This is a genomic window from Natrialba chahannaoensis JCM 10990, assembly GCF_000337135.1.
In the GTDB taxonomy this organism is placed as follows: Archaea; Halobacteriota; Halobacteria; order Halobacteriales; family Natrialbaceae; genus Natrialba; species Natrialba chahannaoensis.
On the sequence record NZ_AOIN01000091.1, the window covers coordinates 86,718 to 109,290 of the forward strand.

General features: G+C 62.8%; 20 protein-coding genes. 7 read left to right on the top strand and 13 right to left on the bottom strand.

The window, feature by feature from the left end; all coding sequences use genetic code 11:
• Nucleotides 1–31: 31 nt before the first annotated feature.
• The 7 genes from C482_RS16340 to C482_RS16370 all read right to left on the bottom strand — a co-directional run bounded on the left by C482_RS16340 (nt 32) and on the right by C482_RS16370 (nt 6,806).
• Nucleotides 32–541 (bottom strand): small multi-drug export protein, encoded by a 510-nt coding sequence (locus C482_RS16340; RefSeq protein WP_006168859.1) that lies wholly within the window; start codon nt 539–541, stop codon nt 32–34.
• 144 nt (nt 542–685) lie between these two features.
• Nucleotides 686–3,448 (bottom strand): aconitate hydratase AcnA, encoded by a 2,763-nt coding sequence (gene acnA, locus C482_RS16345; RefSeq protein WP_006168860.1) that lies wholly within the window; start codon nt 3,446–3,448, stop codon nt 686–688.
• A gap of 210 nt (nt 3,449–3,658) precedes the next feature.
• Nucleotides 3,659–4,513, bottom strand: a complete 855-nt coding sequence (locus C482_RS16350; protein ID WP_006168861.1) for a fructosamine kinase family protein — start codon at nt 4,511–4,513, stop codon at nt 3,659–3,661.
• Nucleotides 4,510–5,058 (bottom strand): dihydrofolate reductase, encoded by a 549-nt coding sequence (locus C482_RS16355; protein WP_006168862.1) that lies wholly within the window; start codon nt 5,056–5,058, stop codon nt 4,510–4,512. The genes C482_RS16350 and C482_RS16355 overlap by 4 nt, the downstream gene beginning before the upstream one ends.
• Nucleotides 5,055–6,083: a thymidylate synthase gene (thyA, locus tag C482_RS16360; protein WP_006168863.1), complete on the bottom strand. Its 1,029-nt coding sequence runs from the start codon at nt 6,081–6,083 to the stop codon at nt 5,055–5,057. Before thyA ends, C482_RS16355 begins: the two co-directional genes overlap by 4 nt.
• An 88-nt stretch (nt 6,084–6,171) precedes the next feature.
• Nucleotides 6,172–6,564: a type II toxin-antitoxin system VapC family toxin gene (locus C482_RS16365; RefSeq protein WP_006168864.1), complete on the bottom strand. Its 393-nt coding sequence runs from the start codon at nt 6,562–6,564 to the stop codon at nt 6,172–6,174.
• Nucleotides 6,561–6,806 (bottom strand): antitoxin VapB family protein, encoded by a 246-nt coding sequence (locus tag C482_RS16370; protein WP_006168865.1) that lies wholly within the window; start codon nt 6,804–6,806, stop codon nt 6,561–6,563. The genes C482_RS16365 and C482_RS16370 overlap by 4 nt, the downstream gene beginning before the upstream one ends.
• A 119-nt stretch (nt 6,807–6,925) precedes the next feature.
• On the opposite strand from C482_RS16370, the gene C482_RS16375 reads away from it, so the two are divergent.
• Nucleotides 6,926–8,641 carry a ribonuclease H-like domain-containing protein gene (locus tag C482_RS16375; protein WP_006168866.1) on the top strand — a complete coding sequence of 572 codons (1,716 nt, stop codon included), beginning with the start codon at nt 6,926–6,928 and terminating at the stop codon, nt 8,639–8,641.
• Nucleotides 8,642–11,494, top strand: coding sequence for a DEAD/DEAH box helicase (locus C482_RS16380; protein WP_006168867.1), 2,853 nt, complete (start codon nt 8,642–8,644; stop codon nt 11,492–11,494).
• 4 nt (nt 11,495–11,498) lie between these two features.
• Here C482_RS16380 and C482_RS16385 read toward each other — a convergent pair whose 3' ends face one another.
• Nucleotides 11,499–13,589 (bottom strand): prolyl oligopeptidase family serine peptidase, encoded by a 2,091-nt coding sequence (locus C482_RS16385; RefSeq protein ID WP_006168868.1) that lies wholly within the window; start codon nt 13,587–13,589, stop codon nt 11,499–11,501.
• A gap of 134 nt (nt 13,590–13,723) precedes the next feature.
• On the opposite strand from C482_RS16385, the gene C482_RS16390 reads away from it, so the two are divergent.
• From C482_RS16390 to purD, 3 genes are all read left to right on the top strand, one after another.
• A complete protein-coding gene (locus tag C482_RS16390; protein ID WP_006168869.1) occupies nt 13,724–14,398 on the top strand; it encodes an HD domain-containing protein in 675 nt (224 codons plus the stop codon).
• Between the two features lie 68 nt (nt 14,399–14,466).
• Nucleotides 14,467–14,673 (top strand): hypothetical protein, encoded by a 207-nt coding sequence (locus tag C482_RS16395; protein ID WP_006168870.1) that lies wholly within the window; start codon nt 14,467–14,469, stop codon nt 14,671–14,673.
• Nucleotides 14,674–14,788: 115 nt separating this feature from the next.
• Nucleotides 14,789–16,081, top strand: a complete 1,293-nt coding sequence (gene purD / locus C482_RS16400; protein ID WP_006168871.1) for a phosphoribosylamine--glycine ligase — start codon at nt 14,789–14,791, stop codon at nt 16,079–16,081.
• Nucleotides 16,082–16,278: 197 nt separating this feature from the next.
• Here purD and C482_RS16405 read toward each other — a convergent pair whose 3' ends face one another.
• From C482_RS16405 to C482_RS21885, 4 genes are all read right to left on the bottom strand, one after another.
• Nucleotides 16,279–16,530, bottom strand: coding sequence for a hypothetical protein (locus tag C482_RS16405; RefSeq protein WP_006168872.1), 252 nt, complete (start codon nt 16,528–16,530; stop codon nt 16,279–16,281).
• A 92-nt stretch (nt 16,531–16,622) separates the two neighbouring features.
• Nucleotides 16,623–17,951 (bottom strand): MgtC/SapB family protein, encoded by a 1,329-nt coding sequence (locus tag C482_RS16410; RefSeq protein WP_006168873.1) that lies wholly within the window; start codon nt 17,949–17,951, stop codon nt 16,623–16,625.
• A gap of 202 nt (nt 17,952–18,153) precedes the next feature.
• A complete protein-coding gene (locus C482_RS16415; RefSeq protein ID WP_006168874.1) occupies nt 18,154–18,429 on the bottom strand; it encodes a PadR family transcriptional regulator in 276 nt (91 codons plus the stop codon).
• Nucleotides 18,430–19,035: 606 nt separating this feature from the next.
• Nucleotides 19,036–19,182, bottom strand: coding sequence for a hypothetical protein (locus C482_RS21885; protein WP_006168875.1), 147 nt, complete (start codon nt 19,180–19,182; stop codon nt 19,036–19,038).
• Between the two features lie 445 nt (nt 19,183–19,627).
• Between C482_RS21885 and C482_RS16420 the strand changes: the two genes are divergently transcribed.
• Together C482_RS16420 and C482_RS16425 are read left to right on the top strand one after the other, a co-directional pair.
• Nucleotides 19,628–20,665, top strand: coding sequence for a lysylphosphatidylglycerol synthase transmembrane domain-containing protein (locus C482_RS16420; protein WP_049896899.1), 1,038 nt, complete (start codon nt 19,628–19,630; stop codon nt 20,663–20,665).
• 97 nt (nt 20,666–20,762) lie between these two features.
• Nucleotides 20,763–21,515: a DUF7117 family protein gene (locus C482_RS16425; protein WP_006168877.1), complete on the top strand. Its 753-nt coding sequence runs from the start codon at nt 20,763–20,765 to the stop codon at nt 21,513–21,515.
• Nucleotides 21,516–21,530: 15 nt separating this feature from the next.
• Here the strand turns inward: C482_RS16425 and folD are convergent, their stop codons facing one another.
• Nucleotides 21,531–22,424 carry a bifunctional methylenetetrahydrofolate dehydrogenase/methenyltetrahydrofolate cyclohydrolase FolD gene (gene folD / locus C482_RS16430; RefSeq protein ID WP_006168878.1) on the bottom strand — a complete coding sequence of 298 codons (894 nt, stop codon included), beginning with the start codon at nt 22,422–22,424 and terminating at the stop codon, nt 21,531–21,533.
• Nucleotides 22,425–22,573 lie beyond the last annotated feature (149 nt).

Genomic DNA, 22,573 nt, shown 5'->3' on the forward strand with positions numbered 1-22,573 from the left:
ACGAGTGTGTGTCGGTACAGCAAACAACACACTACGTGAGACCGAGCAACGAGAGGCCGAATACGGACGCAGCCGTTAGGATCACCGTCCAGATCGCGATGCCGACCGTCATCCATCCCGCGACGAGCCGATCCCGGCTCCCCGCGAACAGCGCGACGATCGCGGCGATATGAACCCCGGTGAGGATCGGTCCGCCAAAGGAGATTCCGGGCAGGCCGTACCTGTCCCAGAGGGTTCGTGCTCGCGCGTAACGATCGGTGGGTTCAGACTCCTCGCCATCATCGTTCCCACGCCAGCCCGCCCACCAGTCCGAGAGCCGCCCGTGAAACAGAATCAGGGCGTACACGGAGAGAACGTTGCCCGCGAAGGCGATGACTCCCGTCAGAACCGGATCGAGTCCGAGTCCGATCGCAATCGGAATCACGACGAGAATCTCAAACACCGGAATCGCAGCGAAGATGAACACCAGCAGGTACTGGACGAAGCCAGTAGCGTCCTCGAGTGTCGTTCCGATATCGACGAGTAGTGGCGTGAGTGACATGCGATTGTGCGGAGAGGCGGACTGTGGTTGTGCGGACGTGAGTGACAGCAGGTGGGTAGTGACAGCAGGCGGGGGAGTGGGGAGGTCAGCGCGAGCAGAGCGTTGCCGACCGCCGCGTGATGGGCGCTGTCGGAGCGCGCTTGGTTAGTGCAGTTCCTCGGTGAGCAGTCGTCGCAGCACGAGGTGGAGCACACCGCCGTTCTCGACGTACTCGACAGCCATCGGGGTGTCGACCTGCGCCGTCACGTCGAACTCGACGGTTTCGCCGTCGTCTTTTTCTGCGGTGACAGTCAGTTCGGCGTTTGGCTCGAGGCCGTCTTCCAGGCCGTCGATCTCGAAGTACTCGTCGCCCTCGAGACCGAGTTCTTCCCAGCCCTCGCCCTCGGCGAACTGCAGCGGCAGGACACCCATGCCGATGAGGTTGTCACGATAGATGCGCTCGTAGCTCTTGCCGATCGTCGCGCGGATACCGAGCAGGTCGGTCCCCTTCGCGGCCCAGTCACGGCTCGAACCGGTACCGAGTTCCTCGCCAGCCATGACGATGAGCGGGGTGTCGTCCTCGCGGTAACGCTCGGAGGCTTCGAAGACAGTGGTCTCCTCGTCGGTTGGGTGGTGAATCGTGTAGCCGCCTTCCTTCCCATCGAGCAGTTCGTTCGTGATGCGGACGTTCGCGAAGGTGCCGCGCATCATGACCTCGTGGTTCCCGCGGCGGGAACCGTAGGTGTTGAATTCGTGAACCGGTACGTCGCGCTCTGTCAGCCACTGACCGGCCGGCAGGTCCTCGCCGAACAGGCCGGCGGGACTAATGTGATCAGTCGTGACCGTGTCACCGAGGGTGAGCAGCGCACGCGCGTCCTCGACGTTGCCCACGCCGGGCTTCTCGAGTGGGAAGTCCTGGAAGAACGGCGGCTCGCGAATGTAGGTCGACTCGTCGTCCCAGTCGTAGACCTCTCCCGTGGGTGCGTCGAGGGACTCCCAGCGCTCGTCGCCCTCGTAGACGCTTGCGTACTTCTCCTCGAACATCTCGGGGGAGATGCTGTCGTGGATCGTCTCGCGGATCTCCTCGGTGTCCGGCCAGATGTCCTCAAGGAAGACCTCCTCGCCGTCGTCGTTCGTGCCGATCGGCTCGTTCTCGAGGTCGATATCCATCTTGCCAGCGAGACCGTAGGCGACGACCAGTGGCGGGCTGGCGAGGTAGTTCGCCTTGATTTTCGGGTGGATGCGTGCCTCGAAGTTGCGGTTACCCGAGAGGACGCTCGTCGTCCAGAGGTCGTGCTCGTCGATCGCGTTCTCGATCGGCTCTGGCAGGGGTCCGGAGTTGCCGATACAGGTCGTACAGCCGTAGCCGACGACGTGGTAGCCCAGTTCCTCGAGATCATCGAGCAGCTCCGCGCGTTCGAGGTACTCGGTGACGACGCGGCTGCCGGGTGCAAGACTCGTCTTGACGTAGTCAGGGATCTCGAGGCCCTGCTCGGCGGCGTTACGGGCGAGCAGCCCAGCGCCGACCATCACGGACGGATTCGACGTGTTCGTACAGGACGTGATCGCGCTGACGAGGACATCACCGTGGCCGATCTCGACCTCAGTTCCGTCCTCGAGTTCGACGGGAACCTTCTCGTCGAGCGGAAGGCCCGGTCCGGCGTCGGTCGCGTCGGCTGCGGCTGCACCGCTGCCGTCGCCGATTGCGGGCTCGCCACCCGCGCCGATGACGCCCTGCTCCTCGAGGAGGGTCGGGAAGTGCTCGTCGAGATTCCCCATCGGGATACGCTCGTGGGGCTTCTTGTGGCCTGCGAGGCTGGGCTCGACCTCGTCGAGGTCGAACTCGACGGTTTCCGTGTACTCGGGTTCCTGCTCGCCGAAGAGACCCTGGGCTTCGAGGTACTCGCGGACGAGTTCGATGTGATCCTCGTCGCGACCCGTGAGTTCGAGGTACTCGAGTGTCTTCTCGTCGACGGGGAACATGCTGATGGTCGAACCCTGTTCGGGAGCCATGTTCGAGATAGTCGCGCGGTCCGCGACCGAGAGTTGGGAGACGCCGGGGCCGTAGAACTCGACGAACTTGTCGACAACGCCGACCTGACGGAGCTTTTCGGTGATGTGGAGTACGAGGTCCGTCGCGGTGGCACCTTCGGGAAGGTCACCGGAGAGGCGAACACCGACAACTTCCGGCAGGGACATGTTGATCGGCTGGCCGAGCAGTGCGGCTTCGGCCTCAATACCGCCGACACCCCAGCCGACGACGCCGATACCGCCGATCATCGGCGTGTGGCTATCGGTGCCGACGAGCGTGTCGGGAACGAGCCACTGGTCGCCATCCACTTCGCGCTCGTGGACGACGCGGCCGAGGTGCTCTAAATTGACCTGGTGGACGATTCCCGTCCCCGGCGGCACGACGTTGAACTCGTCGAACGCCTGCTGGGCCCACTTGATCGAACGATATCGCTCCTCGTTGCGCTCGTACTCGATTTCGACGTTCTTCTCGTAGGCGTCGTCGGTGCCGAAGTGGTCGACCTGCACGCTGTGGTCGATCACGAGGTCACACGGGACTTCGGGCTCGACGACCGTCGGGTCGACGCCCTTGCGGTCTGCGGCCGAGCGAAGCGCCGCAAGGTCAACCACTGCGGGAACGCCGGTCAGGTCCTGCAGGACGACCCGCGACACCGTAAAGGGGACCTCGGCGTCCGGCACGTCGGGCTCCCAGGAGGCCGCTGCACGAATCGAGTCCGCATCGATCTGGTCACCGTCAGCGTTTCGGAGGACGGACTCGAGTAGAATACGGATACTGACTGGCAGTTTGTCGAGATCACAGAGGCCCTGCTCCTCGAGTACAGTAAGATCTGCCATCTTGTACGTCTCGCCGTCGTGTTCGAATTCCCGGATTGCGTCCGAGAACGCATCAGTTGCCATGGAGCGACTTTAGGATTAAATACATTTGAACCTCTCGAGAAGATTGTATGCAGTGCCTTATACACATCATATACACTATATACATTATATCACAGCGACTGTCTCCAGCACCTACATGATTCCGACCGCACACGAGTAGGCAGTCGCACACGAGTAGAACACGCATCACACCCCAAACGTGGGACACAAGATGCCACAGAGAGCTGTCTTTCAGTAGCCGAGTTGGGCAAGAGTCGCCTCGAGTTGGCCAACGTACCGCTCGCCGAAGAGATGCGTATGAACAAGCAGCGGGTAGAGTCGATAAACGTACCGTCGCCGGTCGAAAAAGCCCGATTCGATTGCCCGGTAGTCACGGTACCGATCGAAGAACGCGTCACCAAAGGTCTCAGTCCAGTCGACGTACGCGAGTTCGATCTCGGGATGGGCGTAGTACGTTGCTGGATCGAGAAACGCCACGACATCTCCGTCACGTGAGAGGACATTCGTGGTCCAGACATCGCCATGGATCAGCGCAGGTGCGTCCGGTTCGACAAGCAGTGACTCGAGGTCATCGGCCACCGCGTCGAGACGGTCCGCGAGTGCCGCCGGGAGCGTCCCGCCCTGGAGCGCGAGACTCGCAACGTACTCGAGTCGATGATCGCGATAGAACGTGATCCAGGAATCGGTCCACGGGTTTGGCTGGCGGACGGGTCCCGTGAGCGTCTCACGCTCAAGGCCGAAGGCGTCCGCACTGGTATCGTGGAGTGCGGCGAGGTGGGCCGCGGCGTCGCGAGCGACTGCGGAGTCGTGGTCGGTCGATCCCGGAACGTACTCGAGCACCAGCAGATCATCGTCAGCGTATCGAACATCAGGAACCGGTAACTCGCTTTCGCGCGCGAGCGTACGGAGCATGAACGCCTCGGTCGAAAGCGACGAGTCGCCGGTCTTCGCGACGAGACATGAGCCGTCTGCGCAGTCGACACGATAGACGGAGCCGATCTGACCGCCTTGCAGTTCGGTGACAGCGGTCGGTCGGACCGCGAGTGCGTGTGCGACCGCGTCGATGATCTGGTCCGTATCAGTCACGGTGACGATTGGTCCCGAACGTACTCGACGAACGAGAACCCGTCACGGTCGTCTCGAAACTCCTCGGACCACGCCTTTCGGTCCCAGTCTGGGAACAGTGTATCGCCTTCGGGTTCCCGATGAACTTCGGTGACGATCAGGCGATCGAGCGCGGGCAAGAACTGCTCGTAGACGGTTGCACCCCCTGCAACGAAGATTTGATCGGTGTCGTCGTGACGGTCACGTGCGGCCTCGTCGGCCGCTTTGAGTGCCACCTCGAGATCTTTCGCGAGCACGGCGTTTTCGGGCGTCTCGAGAGTTTGACTCGTCAGCACGACCGTCGTCCGACCGGGGAGCGGTTCGCCGAGCGTCTCGAGGATACCCTCGTAGGTCACTCGACCCATAATGATGGGGTGGTCCATCGTCGTCTCCTTGAAATGTTGCAGGTCTGCGGGGATGTGCCAGGGCATGTCGCCGTCTTTGCCGATAACGCCATTGTCTGCCACGGCGACGATGCCAACGAGTTCGCGCTTGACCGCAGGGAGTGAGGGAGAGTCCCCGCTCATTCGGCAACTCCAAACGTGAGTCCGTCGTGGCACTCGTAGTCGTGCAGCGTGACATCCTCGTAGGACAGGTCGTCGATCGTCGCTGCGTCCACCTCGAGCGTCGGCCGATCAAGCGGCTCGCGCGAGAGTTGTTCGAGCAGTCCCGGGACGTGGTCGAGGCGCTCGTCACCCTCGTTCTCGGCGGGCGCTTCGGACTCGAGCCACTCGCGAATCTCGCGGTACTCGTTGCGTGCCTCGACATCGGCGAGTCGAGTCTGCAGCTCTTCAAGATTGTCCGCGTACCACTTCCCGCGGTCGCCGCGGCCGCAGTAGATGTGTGCGTCGACGACAGTATGGGCGAACGTGCCGGGTTCGAAGCCGGTCTGCTGGGCGACGACTTTCGTCAGGAGCGCGTAGGCCGCGATGTTGAACGGAATCCCGAGCGCGATGTCGCCCGAGCGTTGCGTGAGGTGACAGTTCAGCCGGTCGCCCTGGACGTTGAAGACGAACGAGTAGTGACACGGCGGCAGCGTCGAGACGGCCGCGTTCGCTGGGTGCCAGGCGTTGACGACGAGCCGGCGTGAGTTCGGCGAGTCCGAGAGCGTGTCGATTACGTACTGCAGTTGGTCGAACGTCCGTCGCGTCTCGCCGTCTGCGGTCTCCTCTGCGGTGACCCACTGCTGGCTCTCATCGGGCCAGGACTCGCCCGGCAGCTGTGCGGGTTCCTCGGGAACCGGAAAGCGTCGCCAGAAGCGCCCGTAGGCGGTATCGAGGTGGCCGTCCTCGTCGGCCCAGGCGTCCCAGATTTTAGTTTCCTCGCGGAGGTCGCGGATGTGCTCCTCGCCCGAAAGATACCAACAGACCTCGTGGAGCATCGAACTCCAGCGGTAGCCATCCATCTGCTTGGTCGTCAGCAGGGGGTAGCCCTCCTGGAGGTCCACCTCGTAGTGCTCGCTGAACGAGGAAATCGTGTCGACGCCGGTGCGGTTGGGCTTGTACGCCCCCTCGCTGAGTGCCGCGTCGACGAGGTCCTGGTACTGTTGCATTGTCAGCCCCTTCTGTGTGCTCTGCCTTTTCCCCACCGATTTTCGGCCAGATACCACAGTTGCCGTGCCCAGTCGTCACACCTGGCCGTCAGTACGACTCGATATCGAGGCCGTCGATCCGCTCGAAGTGGTCGACGTTTCTCGTAAGCACCGGCTCTTCGTGGATGAGCGCCGTTGCACCGATGATCGTGTCGCCGATTCCAATCGCCCGTCCGTCCGCAGCGAGCCGCCCGTCGATCCGGCCGGCCTTCTTCATTACCGCACTGTCTGCGGGATACACTGTTTTCGTTTCGAGCACGTTCTCGATCTGTCGACGACGTGTACTGGCGTCTGTCACCCGCTCGATGCTGTGATAGAGTTCGAACTGAGACACCGCCGAAACCCGAAGTGGAACCTGCTGGCTCTCGAGTGCACCGACCGTTTGGATGGCCCGATCGGCTCCCTGCATGACATCGATGAGGATGTCGGTATCGACAATCACGAGTCCAGCCGGTCGGTGCGTCGGTCGAGTTCCGCCCGCGACCGATCGGTCTGCTCACGAATGGCATCGCGCATCGTCTCGGCCTCCGCGTCGGTGAGCACTCCCGCGAGATCGAGCAACGACCGCTCGCCTGCGATCCGGTCGATCGTATCCGAGAAGGATTCTCCTTCCCGCTTCCGCGCTCTGAGCCGCTGATACGCGTCCTTGGTAAGACGGACGTTCCGGTACTCGGTGTCGCCCATGTACACATATGTGTGCAGAATCGGCTTAACCGTTGTGCTGCCTGACGCCAGGCACACTTTCACTCCGCTGTCCAAACCGTCTTTAGCCCCGCGTCCCTGCCACCGACTACGACGACACCATGGCAGGTCCCACCGGTACTCGAGTACTCGCCCTCCCGCCGACCACGGTACTCGAGCGATCGGTTGCGACGCTCGAGGATATCGCCGCGACGATCAAGCCGGATGCGGTCTGGCTGTTCGGATACGCTCGCGAGCCGACGGCGGCAGCCCGCGCTCGCCACATCATGGACGTGCCGGTGATTCACCCGCCGCTCGAGACGGCCGACGGTGGGACGCTTCCCCGGCACAGGATTGGTGACGAACTCGAGTTCGTTGTGGCGCAGCATTCGCGGGCGCTTGGTGCGGTTGCTGGTGCTGATTCTGGTGCTAGTGCTAATGTTGGTGCTAATTCTGGTGCTGATACTGCTGCTGGTGTTGGGAACAGTGCTGCTGACGGCGACAGCGACAGGGACGGTAACGGGAATGATGACGGGAGCAAAACTGAACCACCGAGTGCCGACGCCCTCATCTGCGACCAGATCACGACCACGACGCGGCCCACCGCACTCGAGACGACCCTCGATCACGCGGGCGAACTCGCGGCGGCGCTCCCGGCGGGCCAGGAGACGACCGTGCTAACCGGCGGGCTGCCCGCCGGCTACGACGAACGGTGGCACCTCGACGCCGGGACGGGAGCCGTTCGAACCGTCGCGCACGATCCGCTGCGTTCCGCCGAGCCAGTCGCTGACGACGCCGTTGCGGTCCGCGTCCGGGGAGCCGGTCCCGTCGACGGCTACGGCGGCGCGGAATCCGTGGTGGCGCTCGAGTACAGCGCCGACGGTGCCGTCTCGACTGCAGCCTACGCACCGGGCGATTTCGGACTCGAAGCGATCACCGGAGTCGGCCAGAAGACAGCGAACCGCCTCGAATCGCAGGGAGTGACGACTCGGGCGGGGCTACTCGACCTGTCCGTTGCGGCGCTCGCGGATATCGAGGGCATCGGGGCAAAGAGCGCGCGCAGAATGCACGACCACGCGCGGGTACTCGAGTCGGGCGAGCCGCGCCGACTCACGGACGAGCCACTCCCCGGCGAAGCGTGGGGGCGGCCGCCGCTGTGTCTCGACATCGAAACCGACGGGCTCTCGCCGACGATCATCTGGCAGATCGGGGTCTACGATCCCGAATCGGACACTCACCGAGCGTTCGTCGAGCGCGATGACCCCACCGACCGGGAATCGGTCGTTCGGGAGTTCTGCGACTGGCTGCTCGGCGTTCACCTGAATCGGGCGCTACTCACCTGGAACGGCTGGGGATTCGACTACCGGCATCTGGGTGCGTTCGTCGCCCGCCACTGCCCCGAGTATACCGACGACTGGGAGTCGGTTCCGAAGTTCGACCTCTACCGCTGGGCGACCGACCGTGAGGGCACCGGCAACGCGCTCCTCCCCGGCCGGACGAACGAACTCGACGTCGTCGCCGCCGAACTCGGCTACGAGGGCCTGGGAACCGGCCTCGACGGCGCGCGAACGGCGGCGGCGTACCAGCGATTCATGCGGACGGGCGAATCGGATGTACTCGAGTGGGACCGCCACGAGGCCTACTGCGAGGACGACTGTCGGGCGCTGTGGCACGTGTACGAGCGGCTTCGGGATGCACCGCGAGCGTCGGGTGTGGTGGGGTCGGCTGGCTCAGCGAGAGCAACGGAGTCGACGGGGTCGTCTCCAAATGGAGGCGGCTCACGCGCCGACAGCAAGGGTGGATCGACCAGCGAGCAGACCGGACTTGGTGATTTCTGAATGGCAACGAACGAGGGCGGAGATGTGGGAGATGAGGACGGCCAGGGCGACCAGGGCAACCAGGACGACCAGCAAGCGATCCCGATCACTGGTGAGGAGTTGCGAGAGACGTTCCCGCGCGCAGGCGCTCGCGACTCTGGTGACATCTCCGTCCTCGAACTCCCCGGCCGAGAGGCAGCGACCGTTCCGAACTCGAACGTCCTCCGCCCGGAGCTCGCCGAGCAGTTGGAACACGACCTCTATGCTCATCAGGCCGAAGCGCTCGAGGCACTCGAGTGTGGGAAGAACATCTGCGTCGCGACGAGCACCGCCTCGGGGAAGACGCGAATCTATGCGCTCCAGATTGCGAGACACTATCTGGACGCACGCGAGCGGGCCGCAGAGACCGGCGCGGGAAAGGGGAGACAGAACGGAGGCGAGAAGACGGGTGCAGTGTCAGGACCCACACCGACCGCCTACATCTGCTACCCCACGAAAGCCCTCTCGCGCGACCAGGAGCGCGAACTGAACGACTTCTACGACGACCTCGGCCTCGACATCACCGTCCGCGTCTACGACGGCGACACCGAACGCGGCGAGACGCGCCGCCAGATCCGCGAGGAAGCAGACATCATCATCACCAACTTTGCCGGCGTGAATACCTACCTGCACGACCACGACCGCTGGGCACGCTTCTTCTCTGCCTGCGACCTCGTGGTGATCGACGAATCCCACACCTACACCGGCGTCCACGGCATGCACGTCGCCTGGATTATCCGCCGACTGAAGCGCGTGCTCGCCTCCTACGACGCCGACCCGCAGTTCATCCTCACCAGCGCAACGATCGGAAATCCGGGCGCGCACTCGAGTACCCTGATCGACGACCAGGTAACGGTGATCGACGAGGACGGCTCTCCAACGGGGCCGCGGGAACTGGTGCTGTGGAATCCGCCGCCGCAGTCGAGTGAGAAAGACGGGGACAGAGCCGGTGCCGAAGACGCCGTCACCGACCGCGTCCCCGCCACCGTCGAAGCACCGCGGCTCCTCTCGCACCTGACCTACCACGACGCCCAGACGCTGCTGTTTACGCCCTCCCGAAAGCTCGCCGAACTCTCGGTCAAGCGCGCGGCAAAACATCGCCGCGACCGGTCACGATACTACACGAATCCGGACCGTGGCAGCGCCATCGAGCCCTACCACGCGGGCCACTCAAGGCGAAATCGCCACGGCACGGAACATCAGCTCAAGACCGGCGTGCTAGACGGCGTCGCCTCGACGAACGCACTCGAGTTGGGGATCAACGTCGGCGAGATGGACGCCACCGTCCAGTTGGGCTACCCCGGCCAGCGCCAGTCGTTCTGGCAGCAGATCGGCCGCGCGGGACGAGGGTCGAAGCGTGCGCTCTCGGTGCTCGTCGCCGGTCACCGCACACTGGACCAGTACGTCGTGAACAACTCGGAGTACCTACTCGAGAACGACGTCGAGGACGCCGTCGTCGACACCGAGAACGACGCGGTCTTCGCACAGCACCTGCTCTGTGCGGCGGCCGAACTCGCGCTCGATGAGAGCGACGCCGGCGCGGGCGGACTCGCCGACCGCGAGCGACTCGAGCAGGCGGTCGAGATGTGGCGACGCGCAGGGAAACTCACCGGCCACCTCGAAACCGGCGTCTCCTACACTGGCCCACCCAGACCGCAGCGGTCGATCTCGCTGTACGCCACGACCGGCGAGGAGTACACGGTCGAACTCGCCGACGGCGTCGACGAGCGCCACGACCCCGAGATGGAACCGCTCGCCGAGGAGCGCGTCCTGCGGGACTTCCACGAGGGTGCGGTCAGACTCCACGAGGGCCAGCAGTACGAGGTTTGTGCGGTCGATCACACGACCCCGCGGCCGTCGGTGACGCTGCGCCCGACGGACGTAGCGTACCACACGCGGACGCGCACGGACGTGACTGTCCTCGACGCCGTCTCGGAGGAGTCGCGCGAGATTGGGACCTTTACGCTCCACTTCGGCCGCGGGCGAGTGCTCGTCTACCACGACGCCTACGATGAGGTCGCGATCCACGGCGGCAAAAAGCAAGCACAGCAACTCCCCACCGGAAACCCGCCGCTCTCGATGGAGACGCAACTGTGCTGGCTCGAGGTCCCAGAGCGCGTCGAGTCCACACTGGTCGAGCGGTACCGCGACTTTTCCGTGCCGGAACTGGACAGCGACCTCGCAGATACCGCCCACCTCGGCTACGCGGGTGGCCTCCACGCCGCCGAGCACGCGACGATTGGCGTCGCCCCACTCGAGTTGATGGTCGACAAGCGCGACCTCGGCGGACTAGCGACGCTGTCGATCGACTCGCATCTGGCCAGCGCCACAGCAGACGAGAACGGTGACGACGAGACGAGCGTCGGCGAGGACCCTGCCCCCCAGAACATCGCCGCTGCTGAGGCGACCGTCAGAGAACTCGCGATGGGACTCGAGCGCAAACCCGCGAGCGGCTGGTTCATCTACGACGGGATCGACGGCGGCCTCGGTTTCTCGCGGGCGATCTACGAGAACTTCGAGGCCGTCGCCAGGCGTGCGCGCGATCTGATCGAAAACTGTGACTGCGGCCGCATCGATGGTTGTCCTGCGTGCGTGATGGACGACCAGTGCGGGAACGACAACCAGCCACTACACCGCGGCGCTGCTGTCGACGTGCTGGATCACCTCCTGGCGAGTGCGAGTGGGGATGGAAGTGTTCTCGGGTCCGATCTACCGATAGATGATGGTGAGGACGGAGACAGAGACGGTAACGAAGGCGGAAACGGAGCGGGAGACGAAGACGAACACGAAACTGGTGAAGTCGACGACAGACGGCCGCCGCTATTCTACGCCTGATGTTCTACGCTTGTGGGTGAGATGATTCGGCGGCAACTGAGACACCAAGCTGGTCGAAGACGAACGACCAGACATCGAGTTGCTCCTCGACGACCATCCAGGTCGGCTTGCCAGTTCCGTGGCCGGTATCCCGGTAGGTCTTACAGAAGAACGGGCCACCCGCGGCGATAGACTGCATGCGCGCGGCCATCTTCCAGGCGTGCACCGGATGCACGCGCGTGTCGTCTTCGGCCGTTTTGAAGAGGACAGCCGGATACTCGGGACCGGAGCCGTCCGTCCCGTCAGCGACGTTGTGGTACGGCGAGTACGCCTTGATCCACTCGTAGGCCTCCGGGTCGTCCGGCGACCCGTACTCACTCGTCCAGGACGCACCGAGCAGGAAGGTGTGGAATCGGAGCATGTCGAGCAGCGGAACGTGACAGCAGACCGCTGCGAACAGGTCCGGCCGCTGTGTCAGTGCGGCACCGACGGTCAGCCCACCGTTCGAGCCACCCGAAATCGCCAGGCGCTCGCTTGACGTGTACTCCTCGCCGATCAGGTACTCCGCGGCGGCGATCATGTCGTCGAACGTGCGCTGTTTATCCTCGTGGCGGGCCGCCTCGTGCCACTCCTTACCGAACTCGCCGCCACCGCGGAGGTTTGCGTGTGCGTACACGCCACCCTCGCGAAGGAATTCGAGCCTGTATTTCCGGAAAGTCGGCGTCAGGCTGTTTTCGAACCCGCCGTAGCCGTACAGCAGCGTCGGATTGTCGCCGTCGCGCTCGATGTCAGCGCGGTGGACGACGAACATCGGAATCTCGGTCCCGTCGGCGGACTCGTACCGAACCTGCTCGACGGTCAGGTCGAACTCGAGTGCAACGTCAGGCTGGTCGAGTTCCGTGACGGTGTCTGCCTCAAGGTCGTAGCGACAGACGGCTGGCGGGTAATCGAACGACTGGTAGCTGAAGAACACCTCGGACGCGTCAGGAGTGCCATCGAGGCCGGCCACCGTTCCCGTCCCCGTCTCCGTCTCGGCTCCGGGGAGACCAATCGACCGCACGTGCTCGCCCGCGAGGTCGAACAACTCGAGTTCGGAGACGGCCGCGCGTTCGTACTGTACCAGCAGGTGGTTGTCGACGACAGCCGCGTCTGTGACGATGCCGTCGCGTTCGGGGATCAGTTCCGGGAGTTCGCTGGGATCGACTGCGTCGACGGAACCGGAGAGGTCGAGTTCAAGGAAGCGATAGTACGGTGCGTCGAGGTCCGTCTGCAGGTACGCAACGTCCTCGTGGAGCAGTGGCAAGTAGACGTGGTCGGCGTCAGTGATGACCTGTATCAGGTCGGTGTCGCCAACCGGGGCGTACAGCAGATCGCTGCGGTCCCAGTCGGCGACTAGCGCGACAAGCAGATGGTCGCCATCTCGATCCGTCGCGAGCAGCGGCCACGTCGACGCCTCGTCGATCTCGTAGACGAGGTCGTCCTCGTTGCCATCGGGGTCGGCACCGTGTTCGTGGTAGTGGATGGTCTTCTCGAGTTGGGCCTCGCCAGCCAGCCCAGTACGGCTGTAGTAAAACCCGTCGGGCGTCCACGCGAGTGACCGGGGAGTGGCGCGGCCAACGTCCGACAGTTCCTCGATCACGGTTCTCGAGGGCACCTCGATGACGACGATGTCGTACAGTTCGTTGCCGCCCTCGTCGACGCCGTACGCGAGGCGCTCGCCGTCCGGCGAGACGGTCCACCACCCCATCGCCTTCGTTCCGTCCTCGCTGAACTCGTTCGGATCGACGAGCACCTCGCGCTCGGACTCGAGTGACTCCCGAACGTACAGCACTGCCTGGTCGTCCTCGTCTGTCTCGACTTCCTGAAAATACCCCGTTGGTGCTGCTGTCACCGTCCCGTAGTCGGTCGTCCGAGCGAGCGACTCGAACTGCGGACGTAGTTGCTCGCGAGCCTCCCGGGACTCGAGATAGTCGTCGGCGTACTCGTTCTGTCGGTCGACCCAGTCGTCGACGGCCTCGTCGTCCGATTCGAGCCAGCGGAACGGGTCGTCAACCATGTCGCCGTGGCGTTCGTAGCTCGTGTTCTCGCGTTTTGAGTGTGGGGGACCGGAAACCATGCTGATGGGGTACAAACGCTAGATACTTGAATACATAGTTTTAGCTACAGTTTGTCCGGAACAGGAACTGTCGTTGCCCAGTTCCACACGTTTGCATCCAAAAGAGTCAATGAGTCTACCTGTGACGGACGAGTATGACCAATTCGACGGATGCAGAACTATTCGGTGCCATCGCCGATCGGATGGCCAGTGAACTGGCGCTCGACGCCAGCGGGCACGACATTCATCACGCCTGGCGTGTGTTCTCGCTCGGACGACGACTCGCCGACAAAGAGGGAGCCGACGGCCTCGTCGTCGGAGCGGCGGCGCTCACTCATGATCTCCACCGCGTCGTCGGTGGCGACGAGTTCGTCCATCCCCGAGACACGCTGCCGACGGTCCGCGACATTCTCGAGAATGTCGACTTCCCGACCGAGCGAATCGAGGCCGTCTGCCACTGCGTCGCCGTTCACGAAGAGTACGACTTTGACTACGGCCACGGCGACGAACGAGGTGCCGACACCATCGAGGCCGCCATCATTCAAGACGCGGACAACCTCGACGCGATCGGTGCCGTTGGAATCGCACGTGCGTTCGCTTACGGTGGTGCACACGACAACCCGATGTGGACCGCCGATCCGTCGCCCGACTGGGTCGCGTGGTCGAAGGCCGAAACTGGCGGCTCAACACTCGAGCACCTTGAGGAGAAACTCGTCCACCTCCAGGAGAACATGAACACCGACACCGGCCGCCGACTGGCCGCCGAGCGCCACGCGTTCCTCCTCGAATTTCGCGAGCGATTCGAACGCGAGTGGGTCGGTGAGGCGTAGTGCTCCGAAACGACAGCCCTGCGCGAAAAGGCAAAGACCCACTGCGAAGCTCACGTGGCGGTAAATAGATGTCCGCCCTCCGAACCGCGCTTCTCGAGTGGGACGCGGATCGCATCGTCACTGTCGTCACGGCTGGGGTGGCGGTATACAGCTCGATGCAGCTGACGGACGGCTTGGTCACCGGGCTCGCACTGGCCGTCTGTCTCGCGGCTGTACTCGGCGGTTCGTGGTGGGGTGTGACGCGACTCGTCGAACACGTCTGGCGTCAGCAATAGCCCTGCATTCAGTGCCGGTACACTGGCTGGAGTCGCGGCCAATACACACGAATGTGTGTACTTCTTGCTCGTGGAAAGAGCAACACTTACAAGTTCGTGCGTTTCGATATCGACCATGTCAGAGACCGTGCTCCTGATCGGCGGCGGCGGTCGCGAACACGCCATCGCCCGCGAGCTCGAGACTAGTGAGGCCGACCTCTACGCCTGCGCCGGCAACCGAAACCCCGGCATCGCCCGCATCGCAGACGGCTTCGAGACACTCGAGACGACCAACCCGAAGGCCGTCCTCGAATTCGCCGAGGATGTCGACGCGACAATCGCCGTCGTCGGCCCCGAAGCACCCCTCCAGGCCGGCGTCGCAGACGAACTCGAGTCCGCCGGCATCTACGCCTTCGGCCCGAAGGAGGCTGAAGCCCGCATCGAGACGGACAAAGCCTTCCAGCGCCGGTTCATGGCCGAACACGACATTCCGGGCTGCCCGGACTTCGAGACGTTCGACGACATGGACGCCGCATGTGATTTTGTCGACGAGTACGACGGCGACCTGGCGATCAAGCCCGCGGGACTCACCGGCGGCAAGGGCGTCAAAGTCATCGGCGACCAGGTCACCGCCGAGGAGGGCAAAGAGTACATTCGCGAGTCCGACTACGACCGCATCGTCCTCGAAGAACGCCTCATCGGCGAGGAGTTCACGGTGCAGGCGTTCGTCGCCAACGGCGACGTACGAACGGCACCCGCCGTGCAGGACCACAAGCGCGCCTACGAGGGCGACGAGGGACCGAACACCGGCGGAATGGGGAGCTACTCCGACGCGACCACTGCGCTGCCGTTCATGACCGACGCGGACTACGACGACGCCGTCTCGATCATCGAGGCAACTGTGGAGGCACTCGAGGACTACCGTGGAATTCTGTACGGCCAGTTCATGCTCACCAGCGAGGGGCCGAAGGTCATCGAGTTCAACGCCCGCTTTGGCGACCCCGAGGCGATGAACACACTTCCAGTCCTCGAGACGGACTTCCTCGACATTCTGACGGCTGCACGGGACGGCGACTCGCTCCCGGCACTCGAGTTCGCGCCGCAGGCGACGGTCTGTAAGTACGCGGTTCCGGAGGGGTACCCGACGGATCCTGAGGCAGGTGCGAAAGTGCAGGTTGACGAAGAGAGTGCCGGCGATGCACTCCTCTACTACGCGAGCGTGGACGAACGCGACGACGGCATCTATACCACGACGTCGCGCTCGTTCGCCGTGGTCGGGCGTGCGGATTCGATTACTGAGGCCGAGACAATTGCCGAGGATGCCCTCGAAGTCGCCGGCGAAGAGGGGCTGCACATGCGCCACGATATCGGGAAGCCGGAGTTAGTGCAGCAGCGAATCGATCACGTCGAGGAACTGCGCGGCGAGTAATCGGCACTCGCGACGACTGCTGTGGCAGTAGCAGCGTTTTCGGTGCTGTAAGCAGTGTCAGCAGTATTAGCGATCACAGCGATACGTGCGGTGTCAACGGCAGTAGCGGCGACAACAGTGTTACTGAGGTGCGTCCAATCCGTCGTCGAACTCAATCGATCCTGTCACAGTCCCTCAGATCACGTCGCCAACACTCTCTAGATTGACCGCCTCCCCGAGCGTGCCAGGGTCGGCGACCGCGCCGACGCCCTGTTCGTCGACGGCCGACTGAATGGTTTCGACGGTGACGCAGTCGTGACGCGCTCGGAGTCTGCGGCTCTGTCGAGCGCCCGGCGCAGAAGGACGTAGCCGACGACGGTGAGGAGCCCCATCGCCAACGCACCCCGGACGCCGTAGCGACGGTACCCGACAGTCATCGCCTTCTTCCCGACGGTAAGCAATCCGATCATGGTGACCGTCGTAGGACAAGTACAGGCAAGAGCCTGCGCCCTTCGTGTGGAGGCCGCCAGCAACGCACCAACGCACTGCTGTCGCAGCACACTTACACAACCACGACGAGCACTGCCGCCGCACCACCAAGCAACAGGAGCGCACTGTACGCAGCAACCTGATTCCGGAAGCGCTTGTTCGTCGACGTCGCCGCCAGCATCGCCTTCACGACGATACTCGAGACGGTCGCGAGCAAGATCGCGATCGTTGCCTCCGGCGCGCTAAGCTGGCCGCCCCGATAAAGCACCACGGCGGAGGTGGTCGCGCCCGCACTCGAGATGAAGCCGCTCGCGACGGCGGTCGCGTAGAAGCCGAGGGTGCCGAACCAGGTTTCGGCGAGTGACCCGAAGACGAGGACGACGAGGAAGACGGCACCGAACGCGAGCGCGTTCTTCATCGAGAAGGGGCTCTCGAGTTCCATCGAACCGGACTCGCGCCAGTCAGCGGTGAGGCCGGCGACGGCAAACGCGATCACGATGACAGCACCGAGGGGAAGGATGGCCTCGACGAGGATGCCGGTGTTTGCACCTGCGTCGGTGTCGGTGCCGGCACTGGTGCCAGCACCCATCGTGAAACCAACCGCAATCGCCAGATTGCGGGCGGCCATGGCAGCGTTCGCGAGCAAGATAGCGGCAACGGCGTACGAGGCGGCTTCTGGTCGCTGGCGGACGTGGTCGAGCATCGTTCCGACGACGGCCGTCGAGGAAGCGAGACCACCGAAAAAGCCCGTGACGGCGATACCGCGTCCGCCGTAGGTGGAGACGATCGCGTAGTTGACGATTCCGATACCGGCGACGGCCACGACCATGAGCCAGATTATCTGTGGCTCGAGTGGGATCGTCACGGCACCGAGGTCGAGTGCGGCTTCAGCCGGCAAGAGAGGATAGATGACGAACGCGAGGATGGCGAACTCGGTCGTCGAGCGCATCTCCTCGCGGGTGAGTCCCCACGCGAACTCGTGGAGTTCGCGTTTGAGGACGAGCAAGAGTGATGAGAGGACGGCGACAGTAACACCCTCGATGATGAAGCCGGCTGCGACGAGCGAGCCGACACCGTAGGCGACGAGCATCGACACCGACGTCGTTAGGGAGAGGCCGGTATCCTCGTCGCCGAGCAGTCCCTGCACTGCGAGTAAGACACCCTGAACGATGACGAGCAGTCCGCCGAGGATGAGCAGACCCTCCCCAATGTCTGTCTGGAGGACGAGAATCGTGAAGACCGCAGCGAGCAGGCTAATCAGCGAGAACGTCCGAATGCCCGCGGACTTCTGTGACCATTCGCGCTCGAGTCCGAGGAACAGGCCGAGTGCGCCGGCAAGCGCGATCCGGACGACCGTCTCGTCAAGTGGGGCATCGCCGATTTGCAACGCGACCTCGTTCACTGCTGGCTGTTCTCCACGACTGCATATAAGCGCCGTGGCGACTGTAGCATGGGGAGATCAGATAGAGGAAGCAGAGAAAGGAGCAGAGCAGTGGTGTGAGGAGGAATAGTCGAATGACAGTAACAGCCCGGTGTTTGGAACAGTCTGGCAATCCGATCGATCACAGCCAGTGCGAGGCAGTACAGACGGAGGACAGCGAGCGTTATAGTTCGACGTACTGTCCTTCCCAGTCCCGGCGTGCCTCGAGTTCACGACGGCCACGGCGGGTGAGCGTGTAGAAGTTCGTCCGCCGGTCGCGGTGTCCCTTCTCGACGAGGCCCTTGTCGACGAGCGTGTCCAGATTCGGGTAGAGGCGGCCGTGGTGAATCTCTTTTTCGTAGTACTGCTCGAGTTCCTCCTTGATTGCCAGTCCGTGGGGTTCCTCCTCGCCAGCGATGACGTACAGCAGATCTCGCTGGAATCCTGTCAGGTCGTACATTGGGAAAGTACCACCTACACTTACTGTCGAATTTTAATAAGGCTATCGGGTTGTTTCGAACGAAACCGGGGTATTACCAGCGAATATAGTCGTTTCATTGAGTTTCGAATGATAACACCCATGACCGATTCAGCATGGCAATACACATAATGTTCTGTTCATGTTTACGGTTCGTCGTTTATAGAACCGAATATTTGGCACCCTTCGGTATGGTCGTCACTGGAATCGGTGGAAACGAGTCACTCACACTGTGGCTCGCCCGCGACACCCAGCGCAGTCGCTCAGAACTGTAGTAAACAGGAAAGCAAATCGCGTGACGGGAAAAACGTCACGCGATCGCTTGCCGCCCTGAATTGGTCCCCGCTGACGCTTCGGCCCTCCAAGCGAAGCGTCACCAGAAAGATTCTGCTGGGACTACTTAAATGTGACGACACACTGCGAATTTGTGACGTATTCTAGCCGGGGGCGGAAGCAGTATCCAACTGTCTCCCAACGACCGGCACCCGTCGGTTCCTGTGCTTCGAGAAGCGTCTTGAGAGCCGTGAAAGCAGATGTTTTGCTTCCTACACAAACCGATGGCGACCGACTGACGCAGTCCGAGGCAGATTACATGTGCTCTTCCTCCAGTACCCAGCCGATCGCGCGCTTGTAGTAGGTGAACATCTGCTCGACGCCGTCGTGATTCATCTCCTCGCTTTCAAGGTGTTCCGTCAGGAACTCATACTGCTCGCGGATTTCTTCTTCGTCGCGCATGTCTCAGTGTTCCACCGACAGACAAAAAAGACCGCCGGGATCAGCAGGTGTCTTGGCTGGGGACTCTCGGTCCGGATTCTATTGAATCCCGAACCCGAACCTGATCAAGTCACGATCATGATTCCGATCTCAGGCACGCAGCTGAGAAGCCGTGTCCTTGTTCAATCACTTCGATATTCGAGGTGTGTGGACTCACGTAACATGTTATTGGAGCGGCGGTCTAGTAGGGCAATTTGCGTGTAGGCGTCGTTTCACGAAGTAGTCACTCGTTTGGTGACACAACAGTCACCAAACCCGACCGGATATGAAACGGGACGAGAAAGAGTGTGGGCTCTCACAACGCCACTGTTTCCTCCGTTCGTCGTTGCCCGCCATCACCACTCGGTGATGAACGTTGGGTGGAACTATTCGCAACTTAATTGTAGACTCAATGCAATGTTCGTATGTGAACCGTCGGATCGCCCTTGGTTTCGTCCTCGCCCTCCTCCTCCTGGGCGTCCTGATCCGCATCGTCGGCGGCCGTGCCGTCGCCGGAGAGTTTTCGAGTGCCGACTATCGGTTTCTCGGACTCGCTTTCGGATCGGGACTACTCGCACTGACCTTTCGAGCACTCGTCTGGGAACAGTTCCTCTCGCTGGTTGACGACACGCTGCCCCGGATACGAATCCTCGCGCTCTTTCTGAGCGCGATGTTCATCAAGTACGTCACACCCTACGGCCAGCTTGCCACCGAGCCGTTCGTGGCCTATCTCGTGTCACAACGCGGTGAGATGGCCTTTGAAGACGGACTCGCTGGCATACTCTCCGCAGATCTGCTGAACTACGTGCTCTACTACACCTACGGGTTCGTCGCGCTTGGCGTGATCGTCGTCACCGGCGCGCTCGGAACGGACCTCTCCCTGCAGTTGCTCGCATTTACCGGCCTGTTTTCGGTCGTCGTCGGCGTCGTCTTCGTCACGGTCCGCCGCCCATCGGTCGTCTACACGCTGGTCCTGTGGGTGACGACGGGAGTTCGGAGACTCCTCTGTCGGTTCTCAGGCCGATTCGAGGATCGGTTTACGAAACAGACCGTTCGATCGCGCCTTGACGGGTTCTACGAGACGATCGACACGATTTCAGCAGACCGAATGGCGCTCGTCGCCGCCATCGTCTTCGCACACCTGGGAATGCTCTTTCTCATGCTACCGGTCTATCTCGGCGCGCTCGCACTCGGGTACCGGCTGGCACTCCCTGTTGTCGCACTCGCCGTCGCGTTCGGAAAACTCGGCGCGGTCGTCCCCGCTCCCGGCGGTACCGGCGGCGTCGAAACGATGGTGACCGGGGTCCTCGCGACGCTCGGCGGCCTCGAACTCGCCACCGCGCTCACGATCGCACTTATCTACCGACTCAGCACCTACTGGCTCACCGTCGGCGTCGGCGGACTCTCCGCTGCCGCAGTGTTCCTCCGCGGCCCACACCCGGAAGCAAACGACTCCCGTTCGTAGCATTGCAACAGGTGTGCAGTCCCACCACTCACTGTCAACTGTCGACAGGAACCCCGACTCCGTGAGGACTTTTTGTATCCTCTCCGTAGACCTCCCCATGAAGATTCGGGGCGAGCGCAAGTGTACGGAGTGTGGGACCCGGTGGTCGTACTACGAAACCGGCAGCATCGACTGTCCGGGCTGTGGCAGCCTCCGCAGCGTCGGCACCGACAATCGAACCGAACACACCGACCTGCAGGTCCCGTTCGATCTCACCCCCATCCGCTCCGACATCGACGACACGTCGACAGGTGAGCTCGCCGACCGCGCCCGCGACCGCTGTCGCGAGTATATCCGTCAGCGCGGCTTCATCAACGCTGGTGACCTCCGTGACCTCGACGACACCTACCTCGCCGCCATCGAACTCAGACACGTCGCCGACATCGTCGCTCGGGAACTCGAGTACGATGCCTCGCTCGACGACCGGGACGAACTGTACTTCCTCTCCTTGCTCCGCGACGCCGACAGCGGTGAGCGTCCGTCGGCCGACGAGGTCCCACCCGGGCTGCAGGCAGCGCGCGGGCTCGCCGTCGCAAACGCCATTCGAGAGTATCGTCGCGACGTTCGCACCTGGCTCGAGGAGGGAGAGGCAGGACGAACACAGGAGGAGTTGGCGAAATCGGAACGGCAGGTACTCGAGTCCCTCGGCGAGCACGTCAAGCGAATTCGACTGTTAGACGGTAACATCGAGCCGACAGCCGCGGATCGGCTGGTCGAAGCGACCCGTGACCTGGCAGACGGGCTTCGCGGTGACGAGGTGGCGCTTGGGCAAGCGCAGGATCGGTTGGAGCGACTCGAGACGGACGTATAAAAGCAGACGACGGACTCAGGGCAGCGAAACGTCGATCCCTTCCTGCAGACTCGCAGCTTTGACCGTATTGTACAGCAACATCGCGCGTGTCATCGGACCGACACCGCCCGGCACCGGCGTAATCGCACTCGCCTGTTTTTTCGCGCTTTCGAACTCGACGTCACCGACGAGTTCGTACCCCTTCTCGGTATCTGCATCCACACGATTAACACCAACGTCGATGACGACCGCATCATCACCGACCATCGAGCCATCGATCAGTTCCGGTACGCCGACCGCTGCGACGACGATATCCGCGCTACGGGTCTTTTCGGCCAGGTCGTTCGTTCGGGAGTGACAGACCGTCACCGTCGCGTTGCCGTCGTCGGCCTTCTGGATCAACAGATTTGCGAGCGGTTTGCCCACGATATCCGAGCGGCCGACAATTGTCACGTCTTTGCCCTCGATCTCGACGCCAGCGGACTCGAGTAGCTTCTGGACGCCGTGGGGAGTGCAGGGACGGAAGCGGGCGTCACCGGCGACGAGGCGGCCGACGTTCTCGGGGTGGAAACCGTCAACGTCCTTGGCGGGGTCGACGCGACGGATGACCTCGCGGTAGTCGACGTGGTCCGGGACGGGGGCCTGGACGATGTAGCCGTGGACATCGTCGTTTTCGTTGAGCGCGGCGATTTCGTCGTACAGCGTTTCCGGGGATGCATCGCCGCCGACGTCGACGTGGTAGCTCTCGATGCCGACCTCCTCGCAGTCGCGCTGTTTCATATTCACGTAGGTTTCGCTGGCTGGGTCGTCGCCCATCAGCACCGTCGCCAGCCCGGGACGCGCGCCCGCGTCGGCGAGCGTCTCGATGGCGTCGGTCAGGTCCTCGCGAATCTCGCTCGCGACGGCGTTGCCGTCGATGATCTCGGTCATTACTCGAGTTGCCGGCTGGGATGCTCATTAATGCTCGGGTTTGTGCCCAACACTACACCCGACCCGGCCAAATATATACAAGTATGTGGTCAGATTCTGTGGTGGGAATCCCAAAGACGGACACCAGTACGCAGAGCCGGCAACCGGCC

What these genes read in the sequence shown, in the direction of transcription:
- C482_RS16355 (WP_006168862.1), bottom strand. Translation starts at nt 5,058, where the DNA reads ATGAGCGGGGACTCTCCCTCACTCCCTGCGGTCAAGCGCGAACTCGTT.
- acnA (WP_006168860.1), bottom strand. Translation starts at nt 3,448, where the DNA reads ATGGCAACTGATGCGTTCTCGGACGCAATCCGGGAATTCGAACACGAC.
- folD (WP_006168878.1), bottom strand. Translation starts at nt 22,424, where the DNA reads ATGACCGAGATCATCGACGGCAACGCCGTCGCGAGCGAGATTCGCGAG.
- C482_RS16405 (WP_006168872.1), bottom strand. Translation starts at nt 16,530, where the DNA reads ATGATCGGATTGCTTACCGTCGGGAAGAAGGCGATGACTGTCGGGTAC.
- C482_RS16340 (WP_006168859.1), bottom strand. Translation starts at nt 541, where the DNA reads ATGTCACTCACGCCACTACTCGTCGATATCGGAACGACACTCGAGGAC.
- C482_RS21885 (WP_006168875.1), bottom strand. Translation starts at nt 19,182, where the DNA reads ATGCGCGACGAAGAAGAAATCCGCGAGCAGTATGAGTTCCTGACGGAA.
- C482_RS16375 (WP_006168866.1), top strand. Translation starts at nt 6,926, where the DNA reads ATGGCAGGTCCCACCGGTACTCGAGTACTCGCCCTCCCGCCGACCACG.
- C482_RS16380 (WP_006168867.1), top strand. Translation starts at nt 8,642, where the DNA reads ATGGCAACGAACGAGGGCGGAGATGTGGGAGATGAGGACGGCCAGGGC.
- C482_RS16395 (WP_006168870.1), top strand. Translation starts at nt 14,467, where the DNA reads ATGTCCGCCCTCCGAACCGCGCTTCTCGAGTGGGACGCGGATCGCATC.
- thyA (WP_006168863.1), bottom strand. Translation starts at nt 6,083, where the DNA reads ATGCAACAGTACCAGGACCTCGTCGACGCGGCACTCAGCGAGGGGGCG.
- C482_RS16385 (WP_006168868.1), bottom strand. Translation starts at nt 13,589, where the DNA reads ATGGTTTCCGGTCCCCCACACTCAAAACGCGAGAACACGAGCTACGAA.
- C482_RS16425 (WP_006168877.1), top strand. Translation starts at nt 20,763, where the DNA reads ATGAAGATTCGGGGCGAGCGCAAGTGTACGGAGTGTGGGACCCGGTGG.
- purD (WP_006168871.1), top strand. Translation starts at nt 14,789, where the DNA reads ATGTCAGAGACCGTGCTCCTGATCGGCGGCGGCGGTCGCGAACACGCC.
- C482_RS16415 (WP_006168874.1), bottom strand. Translation starts at nt 18,429, where the DNA reads ATGTACGACCTGACAGGATTCCAGCGAGATCTGCTGTACGTCATCGCT.
- C482_RS16390 (WP_006168869.1), top strand. Translation starts at nt 13,724, where the DNA reads ATGACCAATTCGACGGATGCAGAACTATTCGGTGCCATCGCCGATCGG.
- C482_RS16370 (WP_006168865.1), bottom strand. Translation starts at nt 6,806, where the DNA reads ATGGGCGACACCGAGTACCGGAACGTCCGTCTTACCAAGGACGCGTAT.